Source organism: Romboutsia sp. 1001713B170207_170306_H8, assembly GCF_015550495.1.
Taxonomy (GTDB): Bacteria; Bacillota; Clostridia; order Peptostreptococcales; family Peptostreptococcaceae; genus Romboutsia_E.
In genome coordinates, this window is the sequence record NZ_JADNAX010000007.1 from 70,405 (window position 1) to 96,420 (window position 26,016).

Annotated in this window: 20 protein-coding genes and 1 rRNA gene; 15 read left to right on the forward strand and 6 right to left on the reverse strand. The window is 27.4% G+C overall.

The window, feature by feature from the left end:
• The first annotated feature begins 10 nt into the window (after positions 1-10).
• The 3 genes from I2A66_RS12805 to htpG all read left to right on the forward strand — a co-directional run bounded on the left by I2A66_RS12805 (position 11) and on the right by htpG (position 6,513).
• Entirely contained in the window at positions 11-3,877 is a 3,867-nt protein-coding gene (locus I2A66_RS12805) for a phosphoribosylformylglycinamidine synthase (protein WP_147516763.1), read from the forward strand.
• 150 nt (positions 3,878-4,027) lie between these two features.
• Entirely contained in the window at positions 4,028-4,462 is a 435-nt protein-coding gene (locus I2A66_RS12810; RefSeq protein ID WP_122640461.1) for an Hsp20/alpha crystallin family protein, read from the forward strand.
• 146 nt (positions 4,463-4,608) lie between these two features.
• Positions 4,609-6,513 (forward strand): molecular chaperone HtpG, encoded by a 1,905-nt coding sequence (gene htpG, locus I2A66_RS12815; RefSeq protein WP_207734772.1) that lies wholly within the window; start codon positions 4,609-4,611, stop codon positions 6,511-6,513.
• A 79-nt stretch (positions 6,514-6,592) separates the two neighbouring features.
• Here htpG and I2A66_RS12820 read toward each other — a convergent pair whose 3' ends face one another.
• Positions 6,593-7,900, reverse strand: a complete 1,308-nt coding sequence (locus I2A66_RS12820; RefSeq protein WP_122640463.1) for a conjugated bile salt MFS transporter — start codon at positions 7,898-7,900, stop codon at positions 6,593-6,595.
• Between the two features lie 634 nt (positions 7,901-8,534).
• On the opposite strand from I2A66_RS12820, the gene I2A66_RS12825 reads away from it, so the two are divergent.
• The 3 genes from I2A66_RS12825 to I2A66_RS12835 all read left to right on the forward strand — a co-directional run bounded on the left by I2A66_RS12825 (position 8,535) and on the right by I2A66_RS12835 (position 12,172).
• Positions 8,535-10,043, forward strand: a complete 1,509-nt coding sequence (locus tag I2A66_RS12825; protein ID WP_122640464.1) for a hypothetical protein — start codon at positions 8,535-8,537, stop codon at positions 10,041-10,043.
• A 365-nt stretch (positions 10,044-10,408) separates the two neighbouring features.
• Entirely contained in the window at positions 10,409-11,743 is a 1,335-nt protein-coding gene (locus tag I2A66_RS12830; protein ID WP_195251791.1) for an alanine:cation symporter family protein, read from the forward strand.
• Between the two features lie 165 nt (positions 11,744-11,908).
• On the forward strand, positions 11,909-12,172 hold the full coding sequence (locus I2A66_RS12835) for a hypothetical protein (RefSeq protein ID WP_122640466.1): 264 nt from the start codon (positions 11,909-11,911) through the stop codon (positions 12,170-12,172).
• A gap of 56 nt (positions 12,173-12,228) precedes the next feature.
• On the opposite strand, the gene I2A66_RS12840 is transcribed toward I2A66_RS12835, so the two are convergent.
• Positions 12,229-13,518, reverse strand: coding sequence for a conjugated bile salt MFS transporter (locus tag I2A66_RS12840; RefSeq protein ID WP_122640467.1), 1,290 nt, complete (start codon positions 13,516-13,518; stop codon positions 12,229-12,231).
• A gap of 283 nt (positions 13,519-13,801) precedes the next feature.
• Between I2A66_RS12840 and I2A66_RS12845 the strand changes: the two genes are divergently transcribed.
• The 5 genes from I2A66_RS12845 to I2A66_RS12865 all read left to right on the forward strand — a co-directional run bounded on the left by I2A66_RS12845 (position 13,802) and on the right by I2A66_RS12865 (position 17,704).
• Positions 13,802-15,334, forward strand: coding sequence for a hypothetical protein (locus tag I2A66_RS12845; RefSeq protein WP_195251792.1), 1,533 nt, complete (start codon positions 13,802-13,804; stop codon positions 15,332-15,334).
• Between the two features lie 63 nt (positions 15,335-15,397).
• The gene (locus tag I2A66_RS12850; RefSeq protein WP_122640469.1) at positions 15,398-15,874 is read left to right on the forward strand and encodes a metallophosphoesterase family protein; all 477 of its coding nucleotides are present in this window, start codon (positions 15,398-15,400) and stop codon (positions 15,872-15,874) included.
• Positions 15,875-15,912: 38 nt separating this feature from the next.
• Entirely contained in the window at positions 15,913-16,749 is an 837-nt protein-coding gene (locus tag I2A66_RS12855) for a DUF5685 family protein (protein WP_147516759.1), read from the forward strand.
• A complete protein-coding gene (locus I2A66_RS12860; RefSeq protein ID WP_122640471.1) occupies positions 16,742-17,182 on the forward strand; it encodes a hypothetical protein in 441 nt (146 codons plus the stop codon). Before I2A66_RS12855 ends, I2A66_RS12860 begins: the two co-directional genes overlap by 8 nt.
• A gap of 9 nt (positions 17,183-17,191) precedes the next feature.
• Entirely contained in the window at positions 17,192-17,704 is a 513-nt protein-coding gene (locus I2A66_RS12865; RefSeq protein ID WP_122640472.1) for a hypothetical protein, read from the forward strand.
• Positions 17,705-17,727: 23 nt separating this feature from the next.
• On the opposite strand, the gene I2A66_RS12870 is transcribed toward I2A66_RS12865, so the two are convergent.
• Both I2A66_RS12870 and I2A66_RS12875 read right to left on the reverse strand, forming a co-directional pair.
• Positions 17,728-18,495, reverse strand: a complete 768-nt coding sequence (locus I2A66_RS12870) for a hypothetical protein (RefSeq protein ID WP_122640473.1) — start codon at positions 18,493-18,495, stop codon at positions 17,728-17,730.
• A 47-nt stretch (positions 18,496-18,542) separates the two neighbouring features.
• The gene (locus I2A66_RS12875; RefSeq protein WP_122640474.1) at positions 18,543-19,271 is read right to left on the reverse strand and encodes an HAD family hydrolase; all 729 of its coding nucleotides are present in this window, start codon (positions 19,269-19,271) and stop codon (positions 18,543-18,545) included.
• A gap of 180 nt (positions 19,272-19,451) precedes the next feature.
• Between I2A66_RS12875 and I2A66_RS12880 the strand changes: the two genes are divergently transcribed.
• Entirely contained in the window at positions 19,452-20,534 is a 1,083-nt protein-coding gene (locus tag I2A66_RS12880; RefSeq protein ID WP_147516758.1) for a hypothetical protein, read from the forward strand.
• Positions 20,535-20,672: 138 nt separating this feature from the next.
• Here the strand turns inward: I2A66_RS12880 and I2A66_RS12885 are convergent, their stop codons facing one another.
• Positions 20,673-21,314 carry a hypothetical protein gene (locus I2A66_RS12885; RefSeq protein WP_195251793.1) on the reverse strand — a complete coding sequence of 214 codons (642 nt, stop codon included), beginning with the start codon at positions 21,312-21,314 and terminating at the stop codon, positions 20,673-20,675.
• A gap of 195 nt (positions 21,315-21,509) precedes the next feature.
• On the opposite strand from I2A66_RS12885, the gene I2A66_RS12890 reads away from it, so the two are divergent.
• Positions 21,510-21,881, forward strand: coding sequence for an ArsR/SmtB family transcription factor (locus I2A66_RS12890; protein WP_122640477.1), 372 nt, complete (start codon positions 21,510-21,512; stop codon positions 21,879-21,881).
• 11 nt (positions 21,882-21,892) lie between these two features.
• Positions 21,893-24,568, forward strand: coding sequence for a heavy metal translocating P-type ATPase (locus I2A66_RS12895; RefSeq protein ID WP_122640478.1), 2,676 nt, complete (start codon positions 21,893-21,895; stop codon positions 24,566-24,568).
• A gap of 50 nt (positions 24,569-24,618) precedes the next feature.
• Here I2A66_RS12895 and trhA read toward each other — a convergent pair whose 3' ends face one another.
• On the reverse strand, positions 24,619-25,266 hold the full coding sequence (trhA, locus tag I2A66_RS12900; protein WP_122640479.1) for a PAQR family membrane homeostasis protein TrhA: 648 nt from the start codon (positions 25,264-25,266) through the stop codon (positions 24,619-24,621).
• Positions 25,267-25,771: 505 nt separating this feature from the next.
• On the opposite strand from trhA, the gene I2A66_RS12905 reads away from it, so the two are divergent.
• Positions 25,772-26,016: ribosomal RNA gene (locus tag I2A66_RS12905) — 16S ribosomal RNA — on the forward strand; the annotation flags it as partial.

The window sequence follows — 26,016 nt, forward strand, 5'->3', positions numbered from 1 at the left end:
GGGGAAAGGCATGTTAAATACTGAAAATGTCAAAAGAATATTAGTTGAGAAAAGACAAGGCTTTGACCTTGAAGCTAAAGCTTTAAAGAAAGATTTAGTAGAAAATTTACATATAGATACTATAGAAGATATAAGAGTATTAAATAGATACGATATAGAAGGTATATCTGACGAAGCTTACAGTAATGCGGTAATAAGTATATTTTCTGAGCCCAATTTAGATGTAATTTATCATGAAGAAATATCGAATTTAAATAAATATGATAAAAGAATATTTGCAATAGAATATTTACCAGGACAGTATGATCAAAGAGGTGACTGGGCATCACAATGTATACAAGTAGTTAATAATGGAGTTAGACCTATTATAAATACAGCTAAGGTTTATATACTAAGTGGTAATATAACAGATGAGCAATTTAATAAAATAAAAAGATATTGTATAAATCCTGTAGATAGTAGAGAAGCTAGTTTAAATAAACCAGAAACATTAAAAATGGAAACCGAAATACCTACTTCAGTAGAAATATTAAATGGATTTATAGATTTAAGTTATGAAGGGTTACAAGATTTCTTAGAGGGAAGAGGTCTTGCTATGACAATACTTGATTTAGAACATATCCAAAAATATTTTAAAGACACGGAAAAGAGAAATCCAACTATAACAGAAATAAAAGTATTAGATACTTATTGGTCGGATCATTGTAGGCATACTACTTTTATGACGGAAATAGAAGATGTTCAAATAGAAGAAGGTAAATATACAGATATAGTTAAAGAAGCTTATGAAATGTATATTAATTCAAGAGAAAAAGTATATATAGATAGAAAAAAAGATATATGCTTAATGGATATAGCAACAATAGCTATGAAAGAATTAAGAAAAGATGGTAAGTTAGAAGATTTAGATGTAAGTGAAGAAATAAATGCATGTAGTATAAATGTTGATGTTGAAATAGAAGGTAAGATTGAAAAGTATTTAGTAATGTTTAAAAATGAAACTCACAATCATCCAACTGAAATTGAACCATTTGGTGGAGCTGCTACTTGTTTAGGTGGAGCTATAAGGGATCCATTATCAGGAAGAAGTTATGTATATCAAGCTATGCGTGTAACTGGAAGTGCCGATCCTAGAACGTCTTTAGAAGATACATTATCAGGCAAATTAATGCAAAGGAAAATAACTACTGAAGCAGCTCATGGATATAGTTCATATGGTAACCAAATAGGATTAACCACAGGTCAAGTTGCTGAAGTATATGATGAAGATTTCGTAGCAAAGAGAATGGAAATAGGTGCGGTTATAGCAGCAGTACCTAAAGAAAATGTAGTTAGAGAAAGACCAATATCAGGAGATGTAATAATACTTCTTGGTGGAAAAACAGGAAGAGATGGATGTGGAGGAGCTACTGGTTCATCTAAAGAACATAGTGAAGAATCAATACTTAATTGTAGTGCTGAAGTTCAAAAAGGTGATGCTCCTAATGAAAGAAAAATACAAAGATTCTTTAGAAATAAAGAAGTTGCACAAATGATAAAAAGATGTAATGACTTTGGAGCGGGTGGAGTTTGTGTTGCTATAGGTGAAATAGCAGATAGTTTAGATATAAACTTAGATTTAGTTCCTAAAAAGTATGATGGACTTGATGGAACTGAACTTGCAATATCAGAATCTCAAGAACGTATGGCAGTTGCTATAAATAAAGAAAATAAAGATAAATTTATAGCTTTAGCTAAAGAAGAAAATTTAGAAGCTACTCATGTTGCTACAGTAACAGATACAGGTTATTTAAGAATGTTTTGGAATAAAAAGGCTATAGTAGATATTAATAGAGAATTCTTAGATACAAATGGTGTGAAACAAACTACTAAGGTTCATGTTAGTAAAGTAAATGAAGAGAAAACTTTCTTTAATTCAAGTTCATATAAAAATGATAGTGAATACTCATCGACTGATGGAGTTTGTATATTTTCAGAAGGTTTATCAGATATAGCTCTAGCTAAAGAAGTTTCATTAAAAGATAAATTTATAGAAACATTATCAGATTTAAATGTTTGCTCACAAAAAGGATTAGTAGAAAAATTTGATAATACAATAGGAAGCAATACTGTACTTATGCCGTTTGGTGGTAGGTACCAAAGTACTCCAGCTCAAGGGATGGTTGCGAAAATTCCTGTACTTAAAGGGGAGACGAATACCTCTACAATAATGACATATGGATATAATCCTAAGATAGGTAAATGGAGTCCATTCCATGGAGCGTTATATGCAGTTGTTGAATCTGTGTGTAAACTTGTTGCTATTGGGGGTAATTATAAAACAACAAGACTTACTTTACAAGAGTATTTTGAAAAGCTTGGGGATAATCCAACTAAGTGGGGTAAACCATTCTCTGCTTTACTTGGTGCATTCTATGCTCAAAATAAACTTGAAATACCTGCAATAGGTGGTAAAGATAGTATGTCAGGAACATTTAAAGATATAGAGGTTCCTCCAACGTTAGTTTCTTTTGCTGTGGATACTGTAGATGCAAAAGTAGTAGTATCCCCAGAATTTAAGAAGGCTAATTCAAAAGTTGTAATGTTATGCACAGAAAGATTAGAAAATGGAGTTGTTAACTTTGATGAATTAAAGAAAAATCTAGAGAAATTAAGAGAACTTATACACAAAAAACAGGTTTTATCAACATATGCATTAGGATTTGCAGGCGTAGGTGAAGCTATAAGTAAGATGGCATTTGGCAATAAAATAGGATTTAAATTTAATGAAGAATCTAGTAATTTATATGAAGAAACGGATAAACTATTTGAAGCAAGTTATGGAAATATAGTTCTTGAACTAGCTAGTAATGATTTAAGTATACTAGATGGATATAACTATATAGTATTAGGTAATACAATTGAAAAAGAAAGTATAGTTATAGCAGATGAAGACATATTATTAGACGAACTATATAAAGCGCATTGTGATACTTTAGAGCCAATATTCCCAACTAAATCTATAGAAATTAAAGATAAGATAGAAACTATAAACTTTGTATCAGGTGGAGAAGCTAAAAAATCATCTATAAGTATTGTATCTCCTAAGGTATTTATACCAACATTCCCTGGAACAAACTGTGAGTATGATTTATCTAAAGCATTTGAAAAAGCAGGAGCTAATGTAAGTATAAAAGTATTTAAAAACTTAACTTATAAAGATATAGAAGAATCTATAGATACAATAGTTAAAGAAATAAAATCTTCACAAATGATTATGCTACCAGGAGGATTTAGTGCAGGAGATGAACCTGATGGTTCTGCTAAATTTATAGCTACAGTATTTAGAAATGAAAGGGTAGCAGAAGCTGTAAATGAATTTTTAACTAAGCAAGATGGGTTAATGCTAGGTATTTGTAATGGATTCCAGGCTCTTATAAAGCTTGGATTAGTGCCATATGGTGAAATAAGAAAGCCAAGTGTCGATGCACCAACACTTACTTATAATAATATAGGAAGACATCAAGCTAAGATGGTTCAAACTAGAATAGCTTCTAATAAGTCACCTTGGCTAGCTAATACATCTGTAGGTGATATACATAGTATACCTATATCTCATGGAGAAGGTAAATTTGTTGCTAATGAAGAAACTATGAGAACTTTAATAGAAAATGGACAAATAGCCACTCAATATGTAGACTTTAATGGAAATGCAACTTATGATATAGATTTTAATCCAAATGGATCTTTCTATGGAGTTGAAGGTATAACTAGTGTAGATGGAAGAATATTAGGTAAAATGGGTCACTCTGAGAGAATTGGAAATCAAGTATGTAAGAATATATTAGGTGAAAAAGACCAAATGATATTTGAATCAGGTGTGAAATACTTTAAATAAAAAAATAAGGAGTGCCAAATGGCATTCCTTATTTTTTTATTTAAAAAAGAATTATATATAAAATAAAAGTTTTATATAATTTATTAGCACTCATCGGTTGACAGTGCTAATAAAAAGAGTATAATAATAATTGTAAGGAAGGTGATATATATGAAATTAGTACCTAGAAGAAATATAGGAAATTTATTTAATGATAGTTTTTTTGATGAGTTATTTGAAAATGAGTTTTTTAAACCAGTTAATTATCAAAAAATGATGAAAACTGATATTCAGGAGCAAGGTGATAATTACATTATAGACATGGACTTACCAGGATTTAAAAAAGAAGATATAAAAATATCTTTAGACAATGGGTATTTAATAGTTAGTGCATTTAAGAGTGAATCTAATGAGGAAAATAATGCAGAAAGAAACTATATTCATAGAGAAAGATATACAGGACAATGTTCTCGTAGTTTTTATGTTGGGGACAGTGTAAAAGAAGAAGATATAAAAGCTGGTTACAATAATGGAATTTTACAACTAATAGTTCCAAAATTAAATATAAAACAAAATGAACCTAAAAAATATATATCTATAGATTAATATAATAGATTGGATTTAAAATTTAAAGTATAGTTAGAAAATTTATAGGATATCAGAGTTAAGGATAGAATATATAAATTAAGTATAGTTTATATATTTTATCTTTAACTATAGATAGACTATAAATTTTTAATTTTATAAATAAAATGACATTATTAAAAGGAGGGGTACTAGTGTCAGTACAAAAAGGTAGTATTTCAATACATACAGAAAATATTTTCCCTATAATAAAAAAATGGTTATACTCTGATAAGGATATATTCATAAGGGAACTTATAAGTAATGGATGTGATGCAGTAAATAAATATAAGAGGTTAGTTTCACTAGGAGAAGCTAATGATAATGGGGATAGCAAATACAAGATAACCGTATCAATAAATCAAAACGATGGAACTTTATGTTTTACTGATAATGGTATAGGTATGACAGCTGAAGAGGTTGAAAAATATATAAATCAAGTTGCATTCTCTGGTGCAGAAGATTTCTTTAATAAGTATAAGGATAAGATAGAAGAATCTAATGATATAATAGGCCATTTTGGACTAGGATTTTATTCTTCGTTCATGGTATCTAAAAAAGTACAAATAGATACAATGTCTTATATAGAAAATGCACAACCTGTTAGATGGGTATCAGAAGATGGGCTTGAGTATGAAATATCTAAATCTGATACTAGAACAGAAAGAGGAACAAGTATAACTCTATATTTAGATGATGATAGTAAAGAGTTTTTAAATGAATATGAAGTAAGAGAAATTATAGAAAAATATTGTTCATTCTTACCTGTTGAAATTTATTTAGAAGCTTCTGATGATAAAAATGATGAGGGAAGTAATGATGAATTTGAAAAAAAACCTTTAAATGATATTAATCCTCTATGGTTAAAATCACCTAAGGATTGTACAGATGAAGAGTATAAAGAATTTTACAGAAAGGTATTTAATTCTTTTGAAGAGCCCTTATTTTGGATACATTTAAATGTGGATTATCCATTCAACTTAAAGGGGATACTGTATTTCCCTAAATTAAATAATGAATTTGAATTAGTTGAAGGAAAAGTAAAACTTTATAATAATCAAGTATTTGTAGCAGATAATATAAAAGAAGTTATACCAGAGTTTTTATTATTACTTAAAGGTGTAATAGATTGTCCAGACTTACCTTTAAATGTATCTAGAAGTTTCTTACAAAATGATAGAGATGTTACTAAGATATCTAAACATATAGTTAAGAAGGTGGCTGATAAACTAAAATCTCTATTTAAAAATGAAAGGGATGAATATAATAAGTTCTGGGATGATATACAAGTATTTATAAAATTTGGATGTTTAAAGGATGAATCTTTCTATGAAAAGATAAAAGATTATATCTTATTTAAAGATATAGAAGGAAATTACATGACATTAAATGATTATAAGGAATCTTCAAAAGAAAGTCATGAAAATAAAGTATTTTATATAAGTGATCAGAAGCAACAATCTCAATATATAAAATTGTTCAAAGAATATGGATTAAACGCAGTTGTGTTGGATTCTAGTATAGATAACCATTTTATTTCTTTTATGGAGTATAAAGAAGCAGGCACTAGCTTTAATAGAATAGACTCAGATATATCTGAAGTATTAAAAAATAAAGACGAATCTAATATGAAAGAAGAAGATAAAAATATATTAAAAGATATATTTAAGAGTATATCTGAAAATAAAATAAAAAATTACTCTGTTGAAAGCTTAAAAAATGAAGAAATACCAGCTATAGTATTGGTATCAGAACATACCAGAAGAATGATGGAAATGCAATCTAGGTTTGTAGGTATGGATTTAGGTATGAATCTCCAAGAAGAAAAAACTCTTGTTATAAATGAAAAGAATCCTATAATACAAAAGATATTATCATTAAAAGGCAATGAAGATAAGAAAGAAAGTATAGATTTAATATGTAATCAAATAATAGACTTAGCATTATTATCAAATAAGGAATTAAAACCAGAAGAATTAGAAGAATTTATACAGAGAAGTAATAAGTTAATGAGTATTGTAATTTCTTTATAGTAATAATTATATAGGAAATCAAAATGCTGTTAATAAACCTAACTTTATATTTGGTTTATTAACAGCATTTTTTATATTATTAAGATATTCTTTTTGTTTCAGTTACATTATTTTCTTTGTTTACTCTTAATATAGTTGAGCATGCACTTATTAAACCGATATAAGCGATTATTGCATAAACTATGGTAGATATCCAACCTGCATTCCAACCAAATCTATCTAGAATTATTCCGAATATAGGCGAACCTATAGCGAATCCTAAGGCAAAGAATACTTGTATCAATCCTAGTATAGTACCATAATCTCTATCACCGAATAATACTCCAGTCATATATGAAGGGCCCATAATATATGAGAACATTGAGATACCTAACCCAGCAGCAAATATATATGCAAGTTCATTTATATTAGGAACAAATATTAAACAAATACCACATGTAACAACTAAAATACCTGCAAGACCAAATGATTTAGATAGTCCTAATTTATCAAATAATACTCCTCCGAATAGATTACCGAATATTGAGAAAAAGCCAAATAAAGATGCAATCATAGCAGCAGGCATTCTAAGTTGACCAGAAGCTTCTAGATTTTGAAAGAAGGCTATAAATTGAAGTACCATACCACTTACATAGAATCCTACAAATATAAATGATATACCAATTATCCAAAACTGAGCCATTTTAGTTACTTCTGATACTTTATAACCCCAAGGTATATGATTTATGGCATGTTCTTCTCCTTTTTTCTTTTTAGGTATATTAGCAGCTAATTCAGCATCAGATTTCGGCATTCTTATAAGGAATATTGAAATTAGTAATGATGTAATTAAAGCTATCATACCAAATCTTAAATAAGCTCCCCTATATCCTATGTTTGGATCAGATAACCATTTTCCTGCTAACACTTGAAGGAATATATTACCTATACCACCTCCGGAAAATGCAATACCCATAGCAAGGCCTTTATTAACTTTGAACCAAGAGTTAATAAGCGTTGGAACTCCTATAGCTGATACTATTGCAAGCCCTACTTGAACCAATGCAGCTATTGCATAATATGCAAATAAATTATTACCTGCAAATGAATATAACATAAATCCTCCACCAAGTAGTATAGAACCAACTATATATAATACTTTCGCATTAACTTTAGTGAATAATTTTCCTATAAAAGGAGAACAAATAGCAGATGCTATAGTACCTATGGTAAATATTAATGAAAATGCAGCAAAGCTAAAACCTTCTCCTTTCACAACATAATTTGTAAATGCAGGTGGTAGGTTAGCGCCTACTCCAAAGGGAATGATTTGTATAAGTAAGCATGCTATAACGATTATCCATCCATAAAAAAATTGATTTTCTTTTTTGTTATTAGATGCATTCATAATATAAGTTTCCTCCTTAAATTAAACAATATATATTACTTGGAAGTTAAAATAGTACCTAGTAAGAAAGTTTTAAAAATAAATTATTTCAATATAAGTTTATCTTTTACAATAATTATTAAAAAATGTATGTTAGTCTAAAATAAGTAGAAAATATATTTATAAATAATTAAAATGAATAATTTAATTTGATATTAGAGGTGTGTTGAATAAAGGATTTTAATTTAACAATATAAAAATAGGTATCAAGAGAAACAACTATGTAAATAGTTGTCTTTGTTAAATATAAATTTAATACACTTTATTTGCAGTATTGAATTTCGAAATTAAAATTATGTTATAATTTGTCGGCGAACAATACATAACACTATATTTTAATCTATTACGAAAATTTATTATTAAAGTTAAAAATATACTTAAAAATATATTACATTATAAACATAACATATAAGGATATACACCAACAAATGAAATAAAATGATGAAACTTGAAATAAAAAGATTCAATTTTATCAAATAAATGATAAAAAACTAAAAATACGACTATTTTCGATAAAATAGATATCATAACATTGTGTACATAATATGGGTATGATATTATAAAAATGTGCATTTTACAAAAAGGAGGGTTAGAAATGATTGAAAGAGAATTTGGTAAATTAATTGAGAAATTAATTTATTTTTCGGGACAAAAGAATTACTCTCTAGCTATGGAATTAGGATATGATGTATCTTATATCAGTAAGTGGATTAATTCAACTATGTTACCAGCTGCTAAGAATATAAAAAATATAAGTAAAATTACAGCTGATTTTATAGTAAAATCTTCAAGTGAGTCATCACTACGTGATATAAGTGATTATTTTGAAATAAATACTACAGAAAATGAAAATAAAAGTGAAATTTTGAAAAAAACGATAGAAGAAAAGTTAAGTGAATCTTATTTATATAGTTACAATAAAAATAATAAAAAAACATTAAAAAAAGATATTAGAAAAAATAATAGTATACAAACAATAAATCCTACACTTAGAAAAAAATATTTAGATGATGAGATAATAAGTTTTATAGAAGAAGCGGGGCTTTCAGATATGACAGTACTTTGTAATTTATTTTCTTTAAATAGAGAAGATAAGGTGCATCTTGCAGGAATAAGAAATGGTGAAAATAATAAGTCTAGTAATCATAAAGAGTTAGTGAAAATGAAGTACTTGATAAGTTTTGATTCTGATAATGATATTAAAGAAATAATATTTGATGTGATGTTGTTCATAAATATGGTTACATCAAGGGGGAGGATTAATGCTGAATTATATAGTTGTGACTTTCCATCAAATATATTTATGTCAGCAGTAAAAAATAAATGTGCTCATACAGCTATTTACAACAATCATAAGTGTATAACAACGATAACATCTACAGATGATGATGTAGTTGATGAAATGTACCATACTTTAGAAGAGATGATAAGCACTCAAAGTAGACATATGTTTAGAAAAAAAACACCAGAAGAGATAATTATAAGCCAACGCTATATGAATTACATCATGGATCAAGATTTAAGGTGGTTAGTTGGATCAGTAACTGAGTTGTTTATGCCATCAGATTTATTTTTAGAAATTGGTAAAAATATTTTTGGAGATGAGAAAGAAGCGTTAATTAAGCTAAAAAAAATAGATACAATACTACAAAATGTAACATATAATTCTAAATTAAATATTATCATGTATGAATCAGTGTTTAGAACATATGTATCTAGTGGAAATATGACATTTTTCAATAAGCCTATAAATTTAAGTTTAGAACAAAGACAGCGTCATTTAAGTCATATGAAAAAACTGTTAGAAGAAAAAGATAATATAAATCTTAAGGTTATTGAGAACTCTGTATTGGATGATTTTAAAAATGAAGAAAAACCATCAATGTATTTATCAAAAAATATGTCATTTTTAAAAGAAAACCCCAATGAAGATAGTGAAAACTACTTAATTATAAATGATAAAAAATTAGATGAAATATTAAAAATATTCTTTGATAAAATTTGGAAAGAGAGAATAAATGATAATGAAAAGCATGAAAGTAAAATGCTAGTATCCGAATCCTTGAGATATATAGAAATCTTAAATGATAATTTGAAATTTTAAAATAAAATTTGCATATGTTTAGAATTATATATAAATAGGTAGAAAAAATAAAAAATAATTTATTGAAAAATAAAAAAATAAAAAATAAATGATAAATACTTGACAATTATTATTAGATATTGATATTATTGATTTATAATTGGCGAATAATACATAACAAGATATATTTTTTAGTTAAATCTAAAAGGAAAACTTTTTTAGTTTTTAAGCAATATAATTTAAAAATTTATTGCTTTTATTTAATATGGATTTAATTAAAAATAATGTATCTTGTTTTTTTTATTGATATTTTTATATTATTAAGGTTAAAATATCCTAAAAGCGTAGAAATTATAAAAATTTATATTTAAGAAGGAGAAAAACGCATGTTACATCAATTAGAAACTATCATAACAGGTATTTCTGATGCGGTTTGGCCAGTATTCTTACCATTCATGTTAATTGTTGGCGCATTTACATCAATAAGAACAATAGGCATGATACAAAAGAAAGCTACTAAGCCAGCTGGATTAAAATTTAAAAACATAATAGGACCTGCATCTATATCATTAGGTGCAATGATAGGTACTGGAGCTATAATAGGGGTTCTTGGTGCTTTATCTAAATTCTCTGCTTCAGGAGAAGTAAACGTAGAAGCTATGGCTATATGGGCTTTATTAGGAGCTTGTATAATGGTACCAGTTTCTTATTCTGAAACATTAAACTCAAAAATAATGGGTAAAAGTCCAAAGGAATATATAGGAGATTTAATACATCCTTCATTAGGTATGGTTTACGCTGTATGTTTTGTGGCGTTAGCAGTATTTGGGTTTGGTGGATTCCAATTCTCAGGTATAGATTCAGTTGCTAAGTTAGTAACAAGTGAATTTATGGGAATTAATCTTACTTTACTTCAAAGATATATGTTTATAGTTGTACCAGTAATAGCAGTAGTTGCTGTATTAGTATTATCTAAGAAACATGAAATATTTATGAATGCTATGACTTATATGATAGGTACAGCTGTTGCAGGGTATTTTATATTCTTCACATTATTCGTTATTAAAACTGGAAACTATATACCAACTTACTTTGCTCATATTATAGAAGGTATGACAAATCCAGTTAATGGATTTAGTGGTATAATGTTAGGATTTGTATTAGGTATGCAAAAAGTACTACAAACTGCAGAAACTGGTCTTGGGGCATTAGCTATGGCAGCTCAAGAAGCTGACACTCAACCAAGAGAAGCAGCTATGATATCTTTAATACCAACAGTAGTAACTGTAGTAGTTTCTATAGTAGTTACTTCTTATATAGCATCTTACGGTATAAATGCTGGATTAATAACATTCCAAGGTGGAGCTGCTGAAAGACTAGCAGAGTATTTCTTCACAGCTAAAGATGTAACTGGAATGTTTGGACTAGTAGTATTATGTGCATTTACAGTATTATCTGCATTAACTACTATATTAGGTTCTTACTACTATATGACAAAATTATTTAAGAAAAACCATATAAACAAGAATATAGCTATATACTTACTTTTAATAATAGCTGCTGGTACTTTAGCAGTATTTGGAGCTAACGTTGTGTTTGAAGCAGTTGACTTATTACTATTCGTGCTTTGTGGAATAAATGTTACTGCATTAGCTATATTCACAGTTAAAGAGTGGAAAAAATATCAATTAGCTGGAAATAATGATAAAAAAGCAGCTTAATAAAAAATAAATCAATAAAATTTTTATACAATTAGGAGTATATATTTATAATTTAAGAATTATAAATATATACTCCTTTTTTATGAATATTATATTTTAGGATATAAAAACTCACTTATGAATAGATATTAATAAGCTTATGAATTTTATTATGGGGTGAAAAATATGAAAATGAAATCTAAAAGTATAAAAAGTAAAAAAGCAAATGAAAATAATATACCGAATATGATTGCCTTTGGATTTATAAGAGCTTTCCTTACAGAAAAAAACTATAGTGATTTGAGAGAAGAGTATTTTATTGGAGATTTAAGTAAGGCTCAAGTAAATCAAGTTATGAGTGATATTAAATGGTTGTTTAAGAATTATAAAGGTTTAAATGTTATGACTATTGAGGATGTAGATGGAAATTTGAGTAAATTTATATTATAGCGTAAATTTACATATAATAAAAAGGTGAGCTCATTTTAGCTCACCTTTTTATTATATTAAGCAGCGTTTATATTCGCGTTATTTTTTTGTTTTTGTTTGTTTAATTTAGTCATACCGATAGTTGCCATTATTAATAATGTGTAAGCTATAGCTACAGCACCTAATACTAATGTCCAAGACATATCATATCCAAGATTTTCTGCTAAAATTCCGAATACTGCAGACCCTGCAGATATACCAACTGCAAATAGTAATTGAACTATACCTAATATGCTACCATATTCTTTATTTCCAAAGAATGAACCTGTTAAGTAAGCTGGTCCTATCATATAAATGAATATAGCTAGTCCTTTTGTAGCTGAGAATAAGTGTGCAAATATTATGCTATGTTTAGCAAATAATAAGAATATTCCTGATAGTAATACTAATACTGTAGAGAATATTAGACATTTTAATGCACCTAACTTGTCAAATAAAGAACCACCAATTATATTTCCAGCTAATGAACATATTGCAAATATAGAACCTGTAAGACCTACGACTGTTGAGTTAAAGTTTAATTCACCTTGGAAGTATGCAGCATATTGAACTGAATAAGCTGAAACATATAATCCTACAAATGTGAATCCAAAACAAAGCATCCAGAAGTACTTAGTTTTTACAGCTTCTTTTAAAGTATATCCTGAAGATACAGAATTTGTATTACTTTTATTAGTATCATAATTTTTAGATCTAACTACCTCGCTAGAATCCTTAGGCATTCTTATTAAGAATAATGATATTAGTAAACCTACTACTAAAGCTAGTATACCAAGTGTTAAGTAAGCAACAGCATAACCTTGTGCAGCTATTAATTTTGAAGTGAATGGTTGTAGGAAAAAGTTACCTATAGATCCACCTGCAAATGCGATTCCTAAAGCTTTACCTTTAGTAGCTTCATCGAACCATGAACTTATTAAAAGTGGTATACCTATACCAGATATCATAGCAGAACCTATTTGAGCTACTCCATAAAGTATATAGAAATGCCAAATTTGTGTTGCAATAGAGAATGCAGTGAATCCTAAGCCAGCTATGATTGCTCCAAATATATATATTGTTTTAGTATTTACTTTTGTAAATAAAGAACCTATAAATGGTCCAGCAACCGCTGATACTATTGTTCCTATTGAAAACATTAGAGAGAATGCTACTAGTGAAAATCCTCTAGCATTTATAACTGGATATATAAATAAAGATTGCGTGTTAGCGATAATACCTGCTGGAACAGCTTGTATAAACATACATGCAATTACGATTATCCACCCAGCGGTTAGTTTACTTTTCTTACTGTTTAAATTATTCATTTAATTTCTCCTTTTGATTTTATAACTTGTATTATAACGTTTTCATTTTGTTTTTTAAGTAAAGTTTACTTGATGCGAAATCTTTAACATAATACTAACACTGAAATTTTAGACATTCTATCGAAAAATGACGAATTTTGAGGAAAAAAGGCAAAAAAATGATTAAAATTGAATCAATTTAAATCAATAAAAGGGAGAAAATAATTATAGTTATGATGATATAATTAAAGTTCAAAGGTATATAGCCAAAAGAATTAAAAAATAAATTCTAGGAGGTTTGGATTTGAATAGTATTACATTTGGAAGTATTTTAGAAAATTTATTATATATATCAAATCAAAAGAAGAGCGCTTTGGCAAATACATTAGGTTATGATATATCTTATATAAATAAGTGGATATCATCAAAGAATTTACCGAGCTCTAAGAGAATAAATGAAATATGTAAAGACATTGCGCTTTTCATAGTTGATTCCTTAAATAATTCTACATATGAAAATCTTGTAAATTATTTTGAAATTGATGAAAAAAGCGATAAGGAATATATAATACGATATATAGAAAAAACATTAAAAAATGCATATATGGATGAGGCTAGAGGTATGAGTGATAAAGGTGTTCAAAATATACCTAAAAATACTCACTCAGAAGAATTTTATAATAGTTTATCTAGTGTTGAAGCAACTATTGTTCAAAAAGAGTTTACTAATGAAATTTTTTCATTGATAAATAAAGGGGAAAATCTAGATGTGATTTTATCTTTTAATTTATTTGATTTAACCTATAAAGATAAAGTTTCCCTAGGGAATGTGAAGAAATCATTCTATGAAATTAGTAGAAATACAAATACTAAAATAACAATTCTCATGGGTCTTGAAGATAAACGAAAAAATAAGGAGCAAAAAATACTAAACACATTAATAGGTATAAATTTTATATCAACTTATCCAGCACTTGATTTCGAAGTTTATAACTGTAATATTAATCCTAACTCTACAATATCAGTAATAAAAGATAAGTTTTTGATAAATACAACTCATTACCCAGATGGACAATGTTTATTAAGTACGTACTCAAAGGATAAGAATTTAATAGAAGATGTGTACTATAGTCTAGTACGTGCTCAAAAACAAAAAGGTAAGTCTTTATGCGAAAAAAAGACTCCTTTATCAATGATAGAAGATCAAACATATCTTCAATATATAATGAATAACGATTTAAGATGTATATTGGGTTCTATAAATGAGTTCTTTATGCCATCGGATTTATTTATGGAAGTGGCAGAGAGAACATTTGGGGAAAATAAAAATATACTAAATGAACTAAATAAAATAAATATCTTTCTTCAAAATGCAACATATAAGTCTAAATTAAAAGTACTTATATACGAGGCAGAACTAAGAAAGTATCTGTCATCAGGATGTTTACACTTTTTTAATACGCCTGTAACATTGACTTTTAAAGAAAGACAAAGACATGTGGAATATATAGAAAAAATAATTATGGAATCAGAAGATGTAGAGATAAGAATGATTGATGGTAACTTTATAGATGAATTTAGAAATAATGATAATCCATCGCTTTATCTATCTAAAAGTTTAAAAATGACTAAAATGCATCCTATTTCTGGGAAAAATTACTATTCTATTATTTGTGATAATAAGTTTAAAGAAATGTGCGATGAATTATTTGATGATATATGGAATAGCAAAATTGATGTAGTTATTGATGATAAAGAAGGTATTCATGAAAGAATATCTAAATCAATAAGATACGCAAGAATAATGAGTGAAAATTTAACTGAAAATAGTAATTAAAATATATTAAGAGTTATCTTTACTTTGTTTTGAAGATATCTCTTTTTTTATAGGAGTGGTAGTATGATTATAGGTATAATATCAGACACACATGGATTACTAAGACAAGAAGTATTACAAGAATTAAACAATTGTGAATTAATAATTCATGCTGGTGATGTTGGAAAAAATGATATAATAAACTCATTACAACAAATTTGTAGAACTGAGTTTGTATATGGGAATATAGATAAGGATAATGATACGTCTGGAAAAGTAATAAATATAAATAAATTAAAAATATATTTAATTCATAATATTAAAGATATAAAAGAACCTTTAAATAAAAAAGATATAGATATTATTGTATATGGTCATTCTCATAGGAGTAAAATATATATAGAAGAGGGGATTTTATATATAAATCCTGGTTCGGTAGGACCTAAAAGATTTAAGCTAGAGCCTACGATGGCAAAACTATATATTAAGGAGAATATTATTAAAGAAAATATTTTTGAATTTGAAGGATATAAAGTAGAAATTATAAAACTTAGAGATTAGTTTGAAATTTTAAATTCATCATCTAGAAAGGAATAAATATGTTTGGTTATGTAAAAATAAATAAAATGGATTTAACTTTTAGAGAATACGAGCATTATAGAGGATATTATTGTGGCTTATGTAAATACTTAAAAAATAACCATGGAGAAATATCTAGATTAACACTAAATTATGATATAACATTTTTGATTTTAGTACTAACATCATTATACAGACCTAAGCCAATTATTATAGAAGAAGGATGTATAACTAATCCTTTTAAAAAGAAAAAGAAAATAATAAATGAAGTTACAGAATATGCAGCTAGTATGAATGTATTATTAGCGTATTATAAGTTAGAAGATAATGTAAATGATGAAAAAAGAATAAAAGATATAATTGCATACAATGCATATAAAAGTAAGCTTAAATTTGCATATGAAAAATATCCTGATAAAGCTGAGTTTATAAAATCTCAATTAGAAGAATTAAATAGGTTAGAGAATGAAAAAAATATAAATATAGATATGGTATCGAATACATTCGGAAACCTTATGGGAGAAATATTTGTATATAAAAATGATGAATATGAACAACAGCTTAGAAATATAGGATTTAATATAGGGAAATACATATATTTATTAGATGCATATGAGGATTTAGATAAAGATTATGAAAAAGGTAGATACAATCCATTTATAGAATATATAGATAAAAAAGAAGAGCTAAAGACAAGGGTTGATAAGTTAATAAGTATATCATTAGGACTCTTAGCCCAAAATATAGACTCTTTAAACTTAAGAGTTAATAGAAATATAATAGATAATATAGTGTATTCTGGAGTTTATTTAAGGTATAAAAATATATTGGATAAAGGATGTGAAGGTAATGTATAACAATATTTATAATGATACTTTTTTAAAGGCAAGAAAATTGATAGATAATAAAGAGTTTAAAGCTGCATATGATTTTTTACAAACTGTGAGTAATAAATGTAGTGAATGGTATTATTTATCTGGAATATCAGCTATGAATATAGGTTATTATGAACAAGGTGAAGATTATATAAAAAGAGCTAAATTTATGGAACCAGATAATGAGGAATATAAAAATGCTGTAAGCAGATTTAGTAGGTATAGAGATGATTATAATTATAGGGCATATAATTATAATAGAAGAAGACATAATGATTTGGATGGGTGCTGCTGTTGTTGTTGCGATGATTGTTGCTGTTGTTTAGGTGATGATTGTTGTGAAGATTGTATGAAACTGTGGTGCTTGGATTCATGTTGTGAATGCTTTGGAGGAGACTTAGTAAGTTGTTTTTAGGAGGGATATATGAGTAAAAAAATAGCATATGGAGGAATATTACTATCTTTAAATGCTATCTTATTAATGCTTATAAATGTCATACCTATAAATACTGTATTTCTTTTAGGGTTAGCATCGCTTCCAATATCTATAATTATAATGGAATGGGGATTATCGACTGGAATTATATTTTATATATCTTCAGCTATTTTAGGTTTTATTGTAATTAATAGTAAAGTTCAATGGTTAATATACATTTTTACATTTGGAATATATGGTTTAGTAAAGTATATTATAGAAAGTGATAGGCATATAATTGTAGAATATTTGCTTAAATTAATATTTGCGAATACTTCAGTACTGATTTTATATTTTATAATTAAGCAATTTGTTTATATACCCATAAATGTTATAACTATATGTGCATTTGAATTAGTGTTTATACTATATGACTACATATATTCTGAATTTATAGATTATTATCATATAAAAATTAAAAAAATAATTAAAATAAATAAAGGTACACATCATAATGATTAATCGTTATGATGTGTATCTTTTTATTATAAATTAAAATGATCTATTTGATATTGATTAAGCTCATTGTCACAATTAGAACAATGATAAGATGTTTTTGAGTTTATAAACTTATTTAAGTTTTTATCATAACTCATTTTAACTTTATCAATAATACCTGTGTATGTTAAATCTAATCCACATTTAGAACAATTTTGAACGGTGCAAAGACTTTCTAGTAATTTTGGACTAGCAGTACTTATAATATTTTTACAGTTACTGCAAATAATAGTATCAAGTGTATTTTTAGAAGTTGAAACTAATTTATTTAGTTGACTTGAATATTTATATGTAGTCTCTTCTGAAGAAATATATCCTGTATCTAAAATATTAGTGTTACAATGAGAACATATAAATTTAGGAGCATAAGAACTTTTATCAGTATTATTAGTTTCAATTTCATTTGATGAGCTTTCTGAACTTGAGAAATTATCAATATTATTAGTTAGAAAGTTATAAATTTCAATATTATTATTCTGTTTAGCTATACTTATTAAGTGTTCTCTTATTGACTTGAAAGCTTTGTTTTTAGATGGTGAATCTAAATTTATTAGATTGTTATTTACCGCATGTTTAACTATTGATAGATACTTATATTTAGTAGCAAAGAAAAGGACCATTTCGTCAAATTTATTTTCCCCCATCTTATCAGAAAAATCAATCCATAGATCAGGAGACTCTAAATATAAGTTTTTACTTAAACTATCTATATCCTCATTTAATTTTTCTGGAGTAATTGTATTTTTTATGTTCAAATATTTCTACCTCCTTAATAAATAAAAAGGAATGAGTAATCTCATCCCTATATTTCTAACATATCAACATCTGCTTTTAAAGAATAAACAATATCTTTTCTTTCTACTATTATTTTAGTAATATCACGTAACACTTTATCATTAGATAAATGAGTTAGTAATTCTTTAGTAGGGTTTATAGCAATTGGATTGCCAACTCTTCTTAACATGTTTATATCACCGTTAGTATCACCATAAGCGTAAGATTTTTCTAAATCAATGTTATATTTTTTTATAAAATTATCTATAGCTGTATTTTTACTTACAGAATCCCACATTGGAATGACTGTCCCGCTAAAAAATCCGTTTTCAAAAACATAATCACTTCCTATAAAATCAGTAGCATCATATTTATTTGCCATTTTTTCAACTAAAAAGTTAGGGCTACCAGATATAAATATAACCTTATGACCTTGCTCTAAATGCCATTGTATTCTTGAACGTGTATATTTATATACTCTATCAGATTTTAGTTTTATAACTTGATCACTAGTAAAATCAATACAAGTTTTATCTAGACCTATTAAAGAGTCTACATATAAATCACAAATCTCTTCTAAGTAATCATCATAGTTACCTTGTCTTTTATCCCAGTCCATGAAAGTATCTCTTGCATGCTCAAACCAAGCCTTCTGATCTATAATATCGTACCTTATTAGTTTCTTAAAATGTTCAACCATAAGGGAGTCTCTATAAAGAGTTCCGTCTATATCAAAAAAAGCTGCTATATTATTCATTAACATCACCTCGATTAACCATTTACTTTATTATATTATAAAATATGCTATTGTTGTAAAACTATAGATAATAAATTAAAAATATTTTACATTTATTATGGTAAACTAGTATTTATAGTAAAATGTTTTATTAAATAGTTTATAATTTATTTAGAATTATATACATAAGGATGTGATTTAATGCAGTTTAACTTTGCTAAGGTGACTAACTCAAGGCTTATGGGTAGTATGGGGCTTTTAATATGTTATAGTGAAAATGAAGATAACATATATCAATATTTTTTATTAGATGCAGAAGGATTAGGTATAGCAGATTATGTTAGTCTAAAAAACCCAACTAAAGAAGAAGCATACATAGAACAACAAAGGCTTGTGGGAGGCTTAGGTGCTGATGTATTGCAAGTATCAAAAGAACAAGCTTTATTTTTAATTAAGTATTTTGGAAGCAAGACTATAGCCTGGGAAAAGAATCTTCCAGGAAATGTGGAAGAATATATAGATATAATCAATAAATATGAAAGTAATTTAAAAATAGAAGATTTATATCCTATAATATGTAAAGATATAAAAGATGAAATTGAATTTGTAAACTATATGACAATGAGGTTTATTGGATGGGATAGAGAAGCTTTAAAATACTTTTCTGGTAGTGATGAAATTTCCAATATGCATATTACAAATATAAATGGTACGCTATTAAAAAATACAGTAACTTCAAAAGGGAATAATAAATTTGTAAGTGAAGCTTTATATGAAGATGAAGATGGATATTATATATGCAAAATCGCATTTAATATAGTAAAAGAAGGTGATAGATTTAAAATAAGTTCTATGCTTGTTTCAGAAAGAGAAGGCATATTTGATTTTGAAGTTTTTGACGAAATATCAAAAGAAGAATTTGTTACAGTGTATAATGTTATTGAGAAATCAAATTTCATAGAGAAGTTTCATAAAGAAAACCCATTTTTACTAAAATCTGAAATGGATGAAGGAATACTTCTTACAAGATTTAATTTTAATAATGACCATGTGAAAGAAAATATATATGTGATAAATAATGATATAAGAGCTGTTTATTATATAATGGATACAGAATTATTTGTGGCAACTTATAATGATAGGGATAGAATGTACATAAATAAAATGCTACAGAATAACTATAAAGAGTATATATCCATAAAAAATGAGTACTACTTTGAAGAAAATGCTTTGTATGATTTTGCAGAGTCAGGTTCTAATAATTTTGAAGATTTTTTAAGTTAATATAATCAAAAAATAAGATTATGATAATTTATATCATAATCTTATTTTGTATTTATAATATTGGGGGAATATTATGAGGAATACATTAAATAGTGTAGACAAGAAATATAAATTTTATAACACTAAATTTATTAAAATTTACATTTCTTCCTCGTCAAATTCCTCCATATTTATTTGTGGCATACCAGGGAACATACCAGGAGGGTACATCATATTAGGTATCATATACATACCAGGGAACATACCAGGAGGATACATCATATTAGGCATCATATACATGTTAGGGAACATACCAGGGGGATATCCCATAGGTAAGCCTTGTATATTGGGGTTTTGAGGTAATCCAGGCATATTACTAGGAGTATTAATATTTGGATACCCCTGACTGTTATATGGGTTTTGGTTATTTGGATACCCTTGATTGTTATATGGGGATTGATTATTTGGATATCCTTGATTGCTATATGGATTTTGGTTATTTGGGTACCCTTGATTAGCAGGTTCAAAAGGTTCTGATTGATTATAGTCATTATCTTCTATTGTTGGATATACAGAGTTATCATCCATTTGAGGTAAATCAGGATTTCCTGGATTCTCTGCAAATGGATTAGCGTAAGTCACGTATCCGTTTGATGTAGGCTCCATTTGATAGTTTGAAAACTGAGGTCCATAAGGCATATACGGATTAACATACATCATAGGATCAATATAAGGTCTAGGATATATATAGTTAGGGTCTATTTGATCTTTTTGTCTATTTGTATACATATTATAGTTCATGATTAATTCTCCTTCCTAAAACACACTGCTTTAAATTTGCTCTTAATAATATATATATTATTAATAAAATTAATATGTGTATAAAAAATATTGATGAAAAATCATAGTAATAATAGTTGCAAAGATACGATATCTAGCATATAATACAATATATGAACAGTTATTCATATATTGTTATAAATGGAGGAATTAAATATGAAACAAAGAACAATTACTGCATGTGAATGCAATGATATACATGAAGATATAGTAAATGAAACTAAAAGTAGCATGCCTGAAGAAGAAATGTTATATGATTTAGCGGAATTATTTAAAGTTTTTGGGGATACGACGAGAATAAAAATACTATACGCATTATTTTCTAATGAAATGTGTGTATGTGATATAGCGAACCTTTTAAATATGACTCACTCAGCTATATCACATCAATTGAGAGTGCTCAAACAAGCTAGACTAGTGAAGTTTAGAAAAGAAGGAAAAACGGTCTATTACTCACTAGATGATAGTCATATTAGTCAGATATTTAACTGCGGATTAAACCATATTCAAGAGACTTATAAAAGGTAGGAGGGCATAAAATGGGAGATTTTAGTTTATTAAGAAAAGAAATTAGCCTAAGTGGTTTGGAGTGTTCTCAGTGTGCAAAGGCTATATGTAAAACAGTATCAGAGTTAGAGGAAATAGAAAATTGTAATTTAGATTTAGATAAAAAAGTACTTAAAATAGATGTATTAGATTCATATAATGAAGAAGTCGTAATTTCCTCAGTAATAGATATAATAAACTCTATAGAGCCAGGTTTAGATATTGGTGTTGTCTTAAACTCTATACCGTATAAAAAAAGACAAAGAGGTATAAAGAAAGATTTAGTTTCTAAGAAAAGTAAAATTAAATCTGAAAACGATGGGGCTAAAGTAGAGCTCATACTAAATGGTTTAAACTGTGCTCATTGTGCAGAAGTTATAAATGATAAAATAGGAAAATTAGAAGGTATAGATTCCTGTAATCTAAACTTTGTAAACAAAAAGCTTACTATAAATATAATTGATAAGAAAAAAGAAAATGATTTAGTAGAAAAATCTATAAATATAATAAATAATACAGAACCAGGACTAGATATAGAAATAGTAAAAAAAGTTAAAAAGGGTGTGAAGAAAGAGCTTATATTAAATGGTTTGAACTGTGCTCATTGTGCAGAAGTTATAAATCAAAAAGTGAATGATTTAAACGGGGTAGAAAGTGCGGATTTAAATTTTATAAATAAAAAATTAAGTATAGTGTTAAAAAAAGGAGAAGACGATAAAGAGGTCATCTCAACTATAATAGATATAATAAATAATACAGAGCCAGGATTAGATATAAATGTAGCTGAAGGTGGAAAGAAAGATAATAAATATAAAGATGAAAAAGATTCTTCGAAAAAAGATTTAATAAAATTAATCATTGGGTTTGTCATATATGCTATTGCAATATACCAAAGTAGTAATGGTATAGAAAGTACAATGATGAATATATTACTAATTATATCTTATATAGTAGTAGGAGGTAGCGTAGTACTAAAAGCTATTAAAAATATATCTAAAGGAAGAATTTTTGATGAGAATTTTTTAATGGCGATAGCTACAATTGGAGCTTTAGGAATTGGTGAAATATCAGAAGCTGTAGCAGTTATGTTATTCTATCAATTAGGAGAGTATTTACAAGGGATTGCTGTAGGTAAGTCTAGAAAATCTATAGCATCTCTTATGAATATAAGACCTGATAATGCACATTTAAAAGTGAATAATGAAATAAAGGTAGTTTCTCCTGAAAATGTGGAAATAGGAGATATAATAGTTATAAAGCCAGGTGAAAAAGTGCCTTTAGATGGTGTAATAATAGAAGGTTCATCAATGGTAGATACATCAGCTATAACTGGTGAATCTGTTTTAAGAGATGCAAGTAAAGGTGATGAAATTTTATCTGGATTTATAAACAAAAATGCTTTACTAACTGTAAAGGTAACAAAGGAATATGAAGAATCAACTGTTTCTAAAATATTAGACTTAGTTGAAAATGCAAGTAGTAAAAAATCTAAAACTGAAAACTTTATATCTAAGTTTTCTAGATATTATACTCCAGTAGTGGTATCTTTAGCTACTGCAATAGTTATAATTCCTTTATTAATAATTCCAGGAGCTAAGTTTAGTGAATGGTTATATAGAGGGCTTATATTCTTGGTAGTTTCTTGTCCTTGTGCTTTAGTATTATCAATACCATTAAGCTTTTTCAGTGGAATCGGTCATGCATCAAAAAATGGCATTCTTATAAAAGGTAGTAATTACCTAGAGGCTTTGAAAGATATAGACACAGTAGTTTTCGATAAAACAGGAACTTTAACTAAGGGAGTATTTAATGTAACTAATGTAAATTCTATAGGTATATCAAAAGATGAATTAATACATTATGCAGCTATAGCAGAGGTTAATTCTAATCACCCTATAGCCAAGTCAATATTAAAATACTATGGAAAAGATGTTGATATAGAGAATATAAAAAAATATGAAGAAATTGCAGCGCATGGTATAAGAGTTCAATATGATACAGATATGATTTTAGCTGGTAATGAAAAATTAATGAAAATTAATAATATATTATATTCTGAATCTAAAGAAGTTGGAACAGTAGTGCATATAGCTGTAAATAGTATATATAGAGGATATATTGTTATATCTGATGAAGTTAAAGATGATAGTAAAGACGCAATAGCAAATTTAAAAAATATTGGTATAAAAGAAGTTATAATGTTGACAGGTGATAATAAAAATGTAGCTAACAAAGTTGCATTAGATTTAAGGTTAGATAAAGTATACTCTGATTTGCTTCCTAATGAAAAAGTAGAAAAAGTAGAAGAAATATACAAAAATAGAAACGAAAAAGAAAAGGTGGCATTTGTTGGTGATGGAATAAATGATGCTCCGGTACTTGCTCGTGTAGATGTAGGAATAGCTATGGGAGGTTTAGGTTCGGATGCAGCTATAGAGGCTGCTGATGTAGTTCTTATGACAGATGAGCCAAATAAAATATACAAAGCTATAGAAATATCTAAAAAAACTAATAAGATAGTGTGGCAAAATATAATATTTGCTCTTAGTATTAAGGTTATTGTTATGATAATGGGTGCAGGAGGTATTGCTACTATGTGGGAAGCCATATTTGCAGATGTTGGAGTAGCATTAATAGCGGTACTAAATGCTATGAGAATTCTTAGATAAAATAAGTGAAAGCCTCTTAGTCATTTTTGACTAAGGGGCTTTCGTTAGTTTTATATTACATATATGTATACACAGATAAAATGAAGTAAACTACCTAGCATAATAAATAAATGGAATATTTCATGATATTCAAAATTTTTAAATTTTAAAAACTTAGGTTTAAGTCCATAGATAGCTGCTCCTACAGTATATGCAAGCCCTCCGGATACCAATAATATTAATCCATTAACTGATAAAGAATGATATAACGGTTTGATGACAAATATAGCCATCCATCCCATAGCAACATAAATTAGTGTAGAAATCCATCTAGGACAATTAAACCAAATTAGTTTAAATAAAACACCTAATATAGCTATGAAAAGTAATACACCAAAAAGAATAAAACCTTTAGGTCCTTTTAGAGATATTAAACAAAATGGTGCATATGAACCTGCTATTAGTATGAAAATCATTGAATGATCAATTTTTCTTAAAAATTTAATTCTAGAATCAGTTGCTATAGTTAAATGATAAGTAGCAGAAGCTGAGTATAATAGAATTAAACTTACTCCAAAAATAATTACTGCAGTTAGTGATGTTATAGAAGGATCTCTTAGTGTGGTCTTTATAACTAGTGCTAATAGCCCAACAAATGCTAGAATAGCACCGATTAGATGTGTAACACCGTTAATTGATTCTCTAACATACTTTCCCATAAATAAACCTCCAGTTCGTGAATGTTAAGTTTATATAATGAAACTATTTTAATAAAATAAATTAATTTCAAAATATAGCCATAATACTATTATACTCTATAAGTGAAAACATTCATCTAATTTTTAAAATAAATTTTGAATATCAAAATAAATTATTAATAAAAAATTTTTGAATAAAATTTAACTTCGAAAAATGAGTATATATCTTAACTTAAGAAAATAACACTCTAATTTATAACTTAAAATTAAAATTAATTTAAAAAAGGGGTTGACCGATAAAGAATATGGTGGTAAAGTATTACTTGTCCAAGAGATACGGACGAAAAATAAAACGAAAGAAAATGTTGACAAGATTGAAATAAGTTGTTAGTATAAGTAAGTCGAAACAATGAACTTTGAAAATTAAACAGTAGGTTAATTTATAAAATTTATTCTTATTTAAGAATTAAACACAAACAACCAAGCCAGATATTCAGATAATGACTAGCTGAGCAATGGACAACTTTTATTTGAGAGTTTGATCCTGGCTCAGGATGAACGCTGGCGGCGTGCCTAACACATGCAAGTCGAGCGAACTTCTTCGGAAGTGAGCGGCGGACGGGTGAGTAACGCGTGGGTAACCTGCCCTATACACACGGATAACGTACCGAAAGGTACGCTAATACGAGATGATATATTTTTATCGCATGGTAGAAATATCAAAGCTCCGGCGGTATAGGATGGACCCGCGTCTGATTAGCTAGTTGGTAA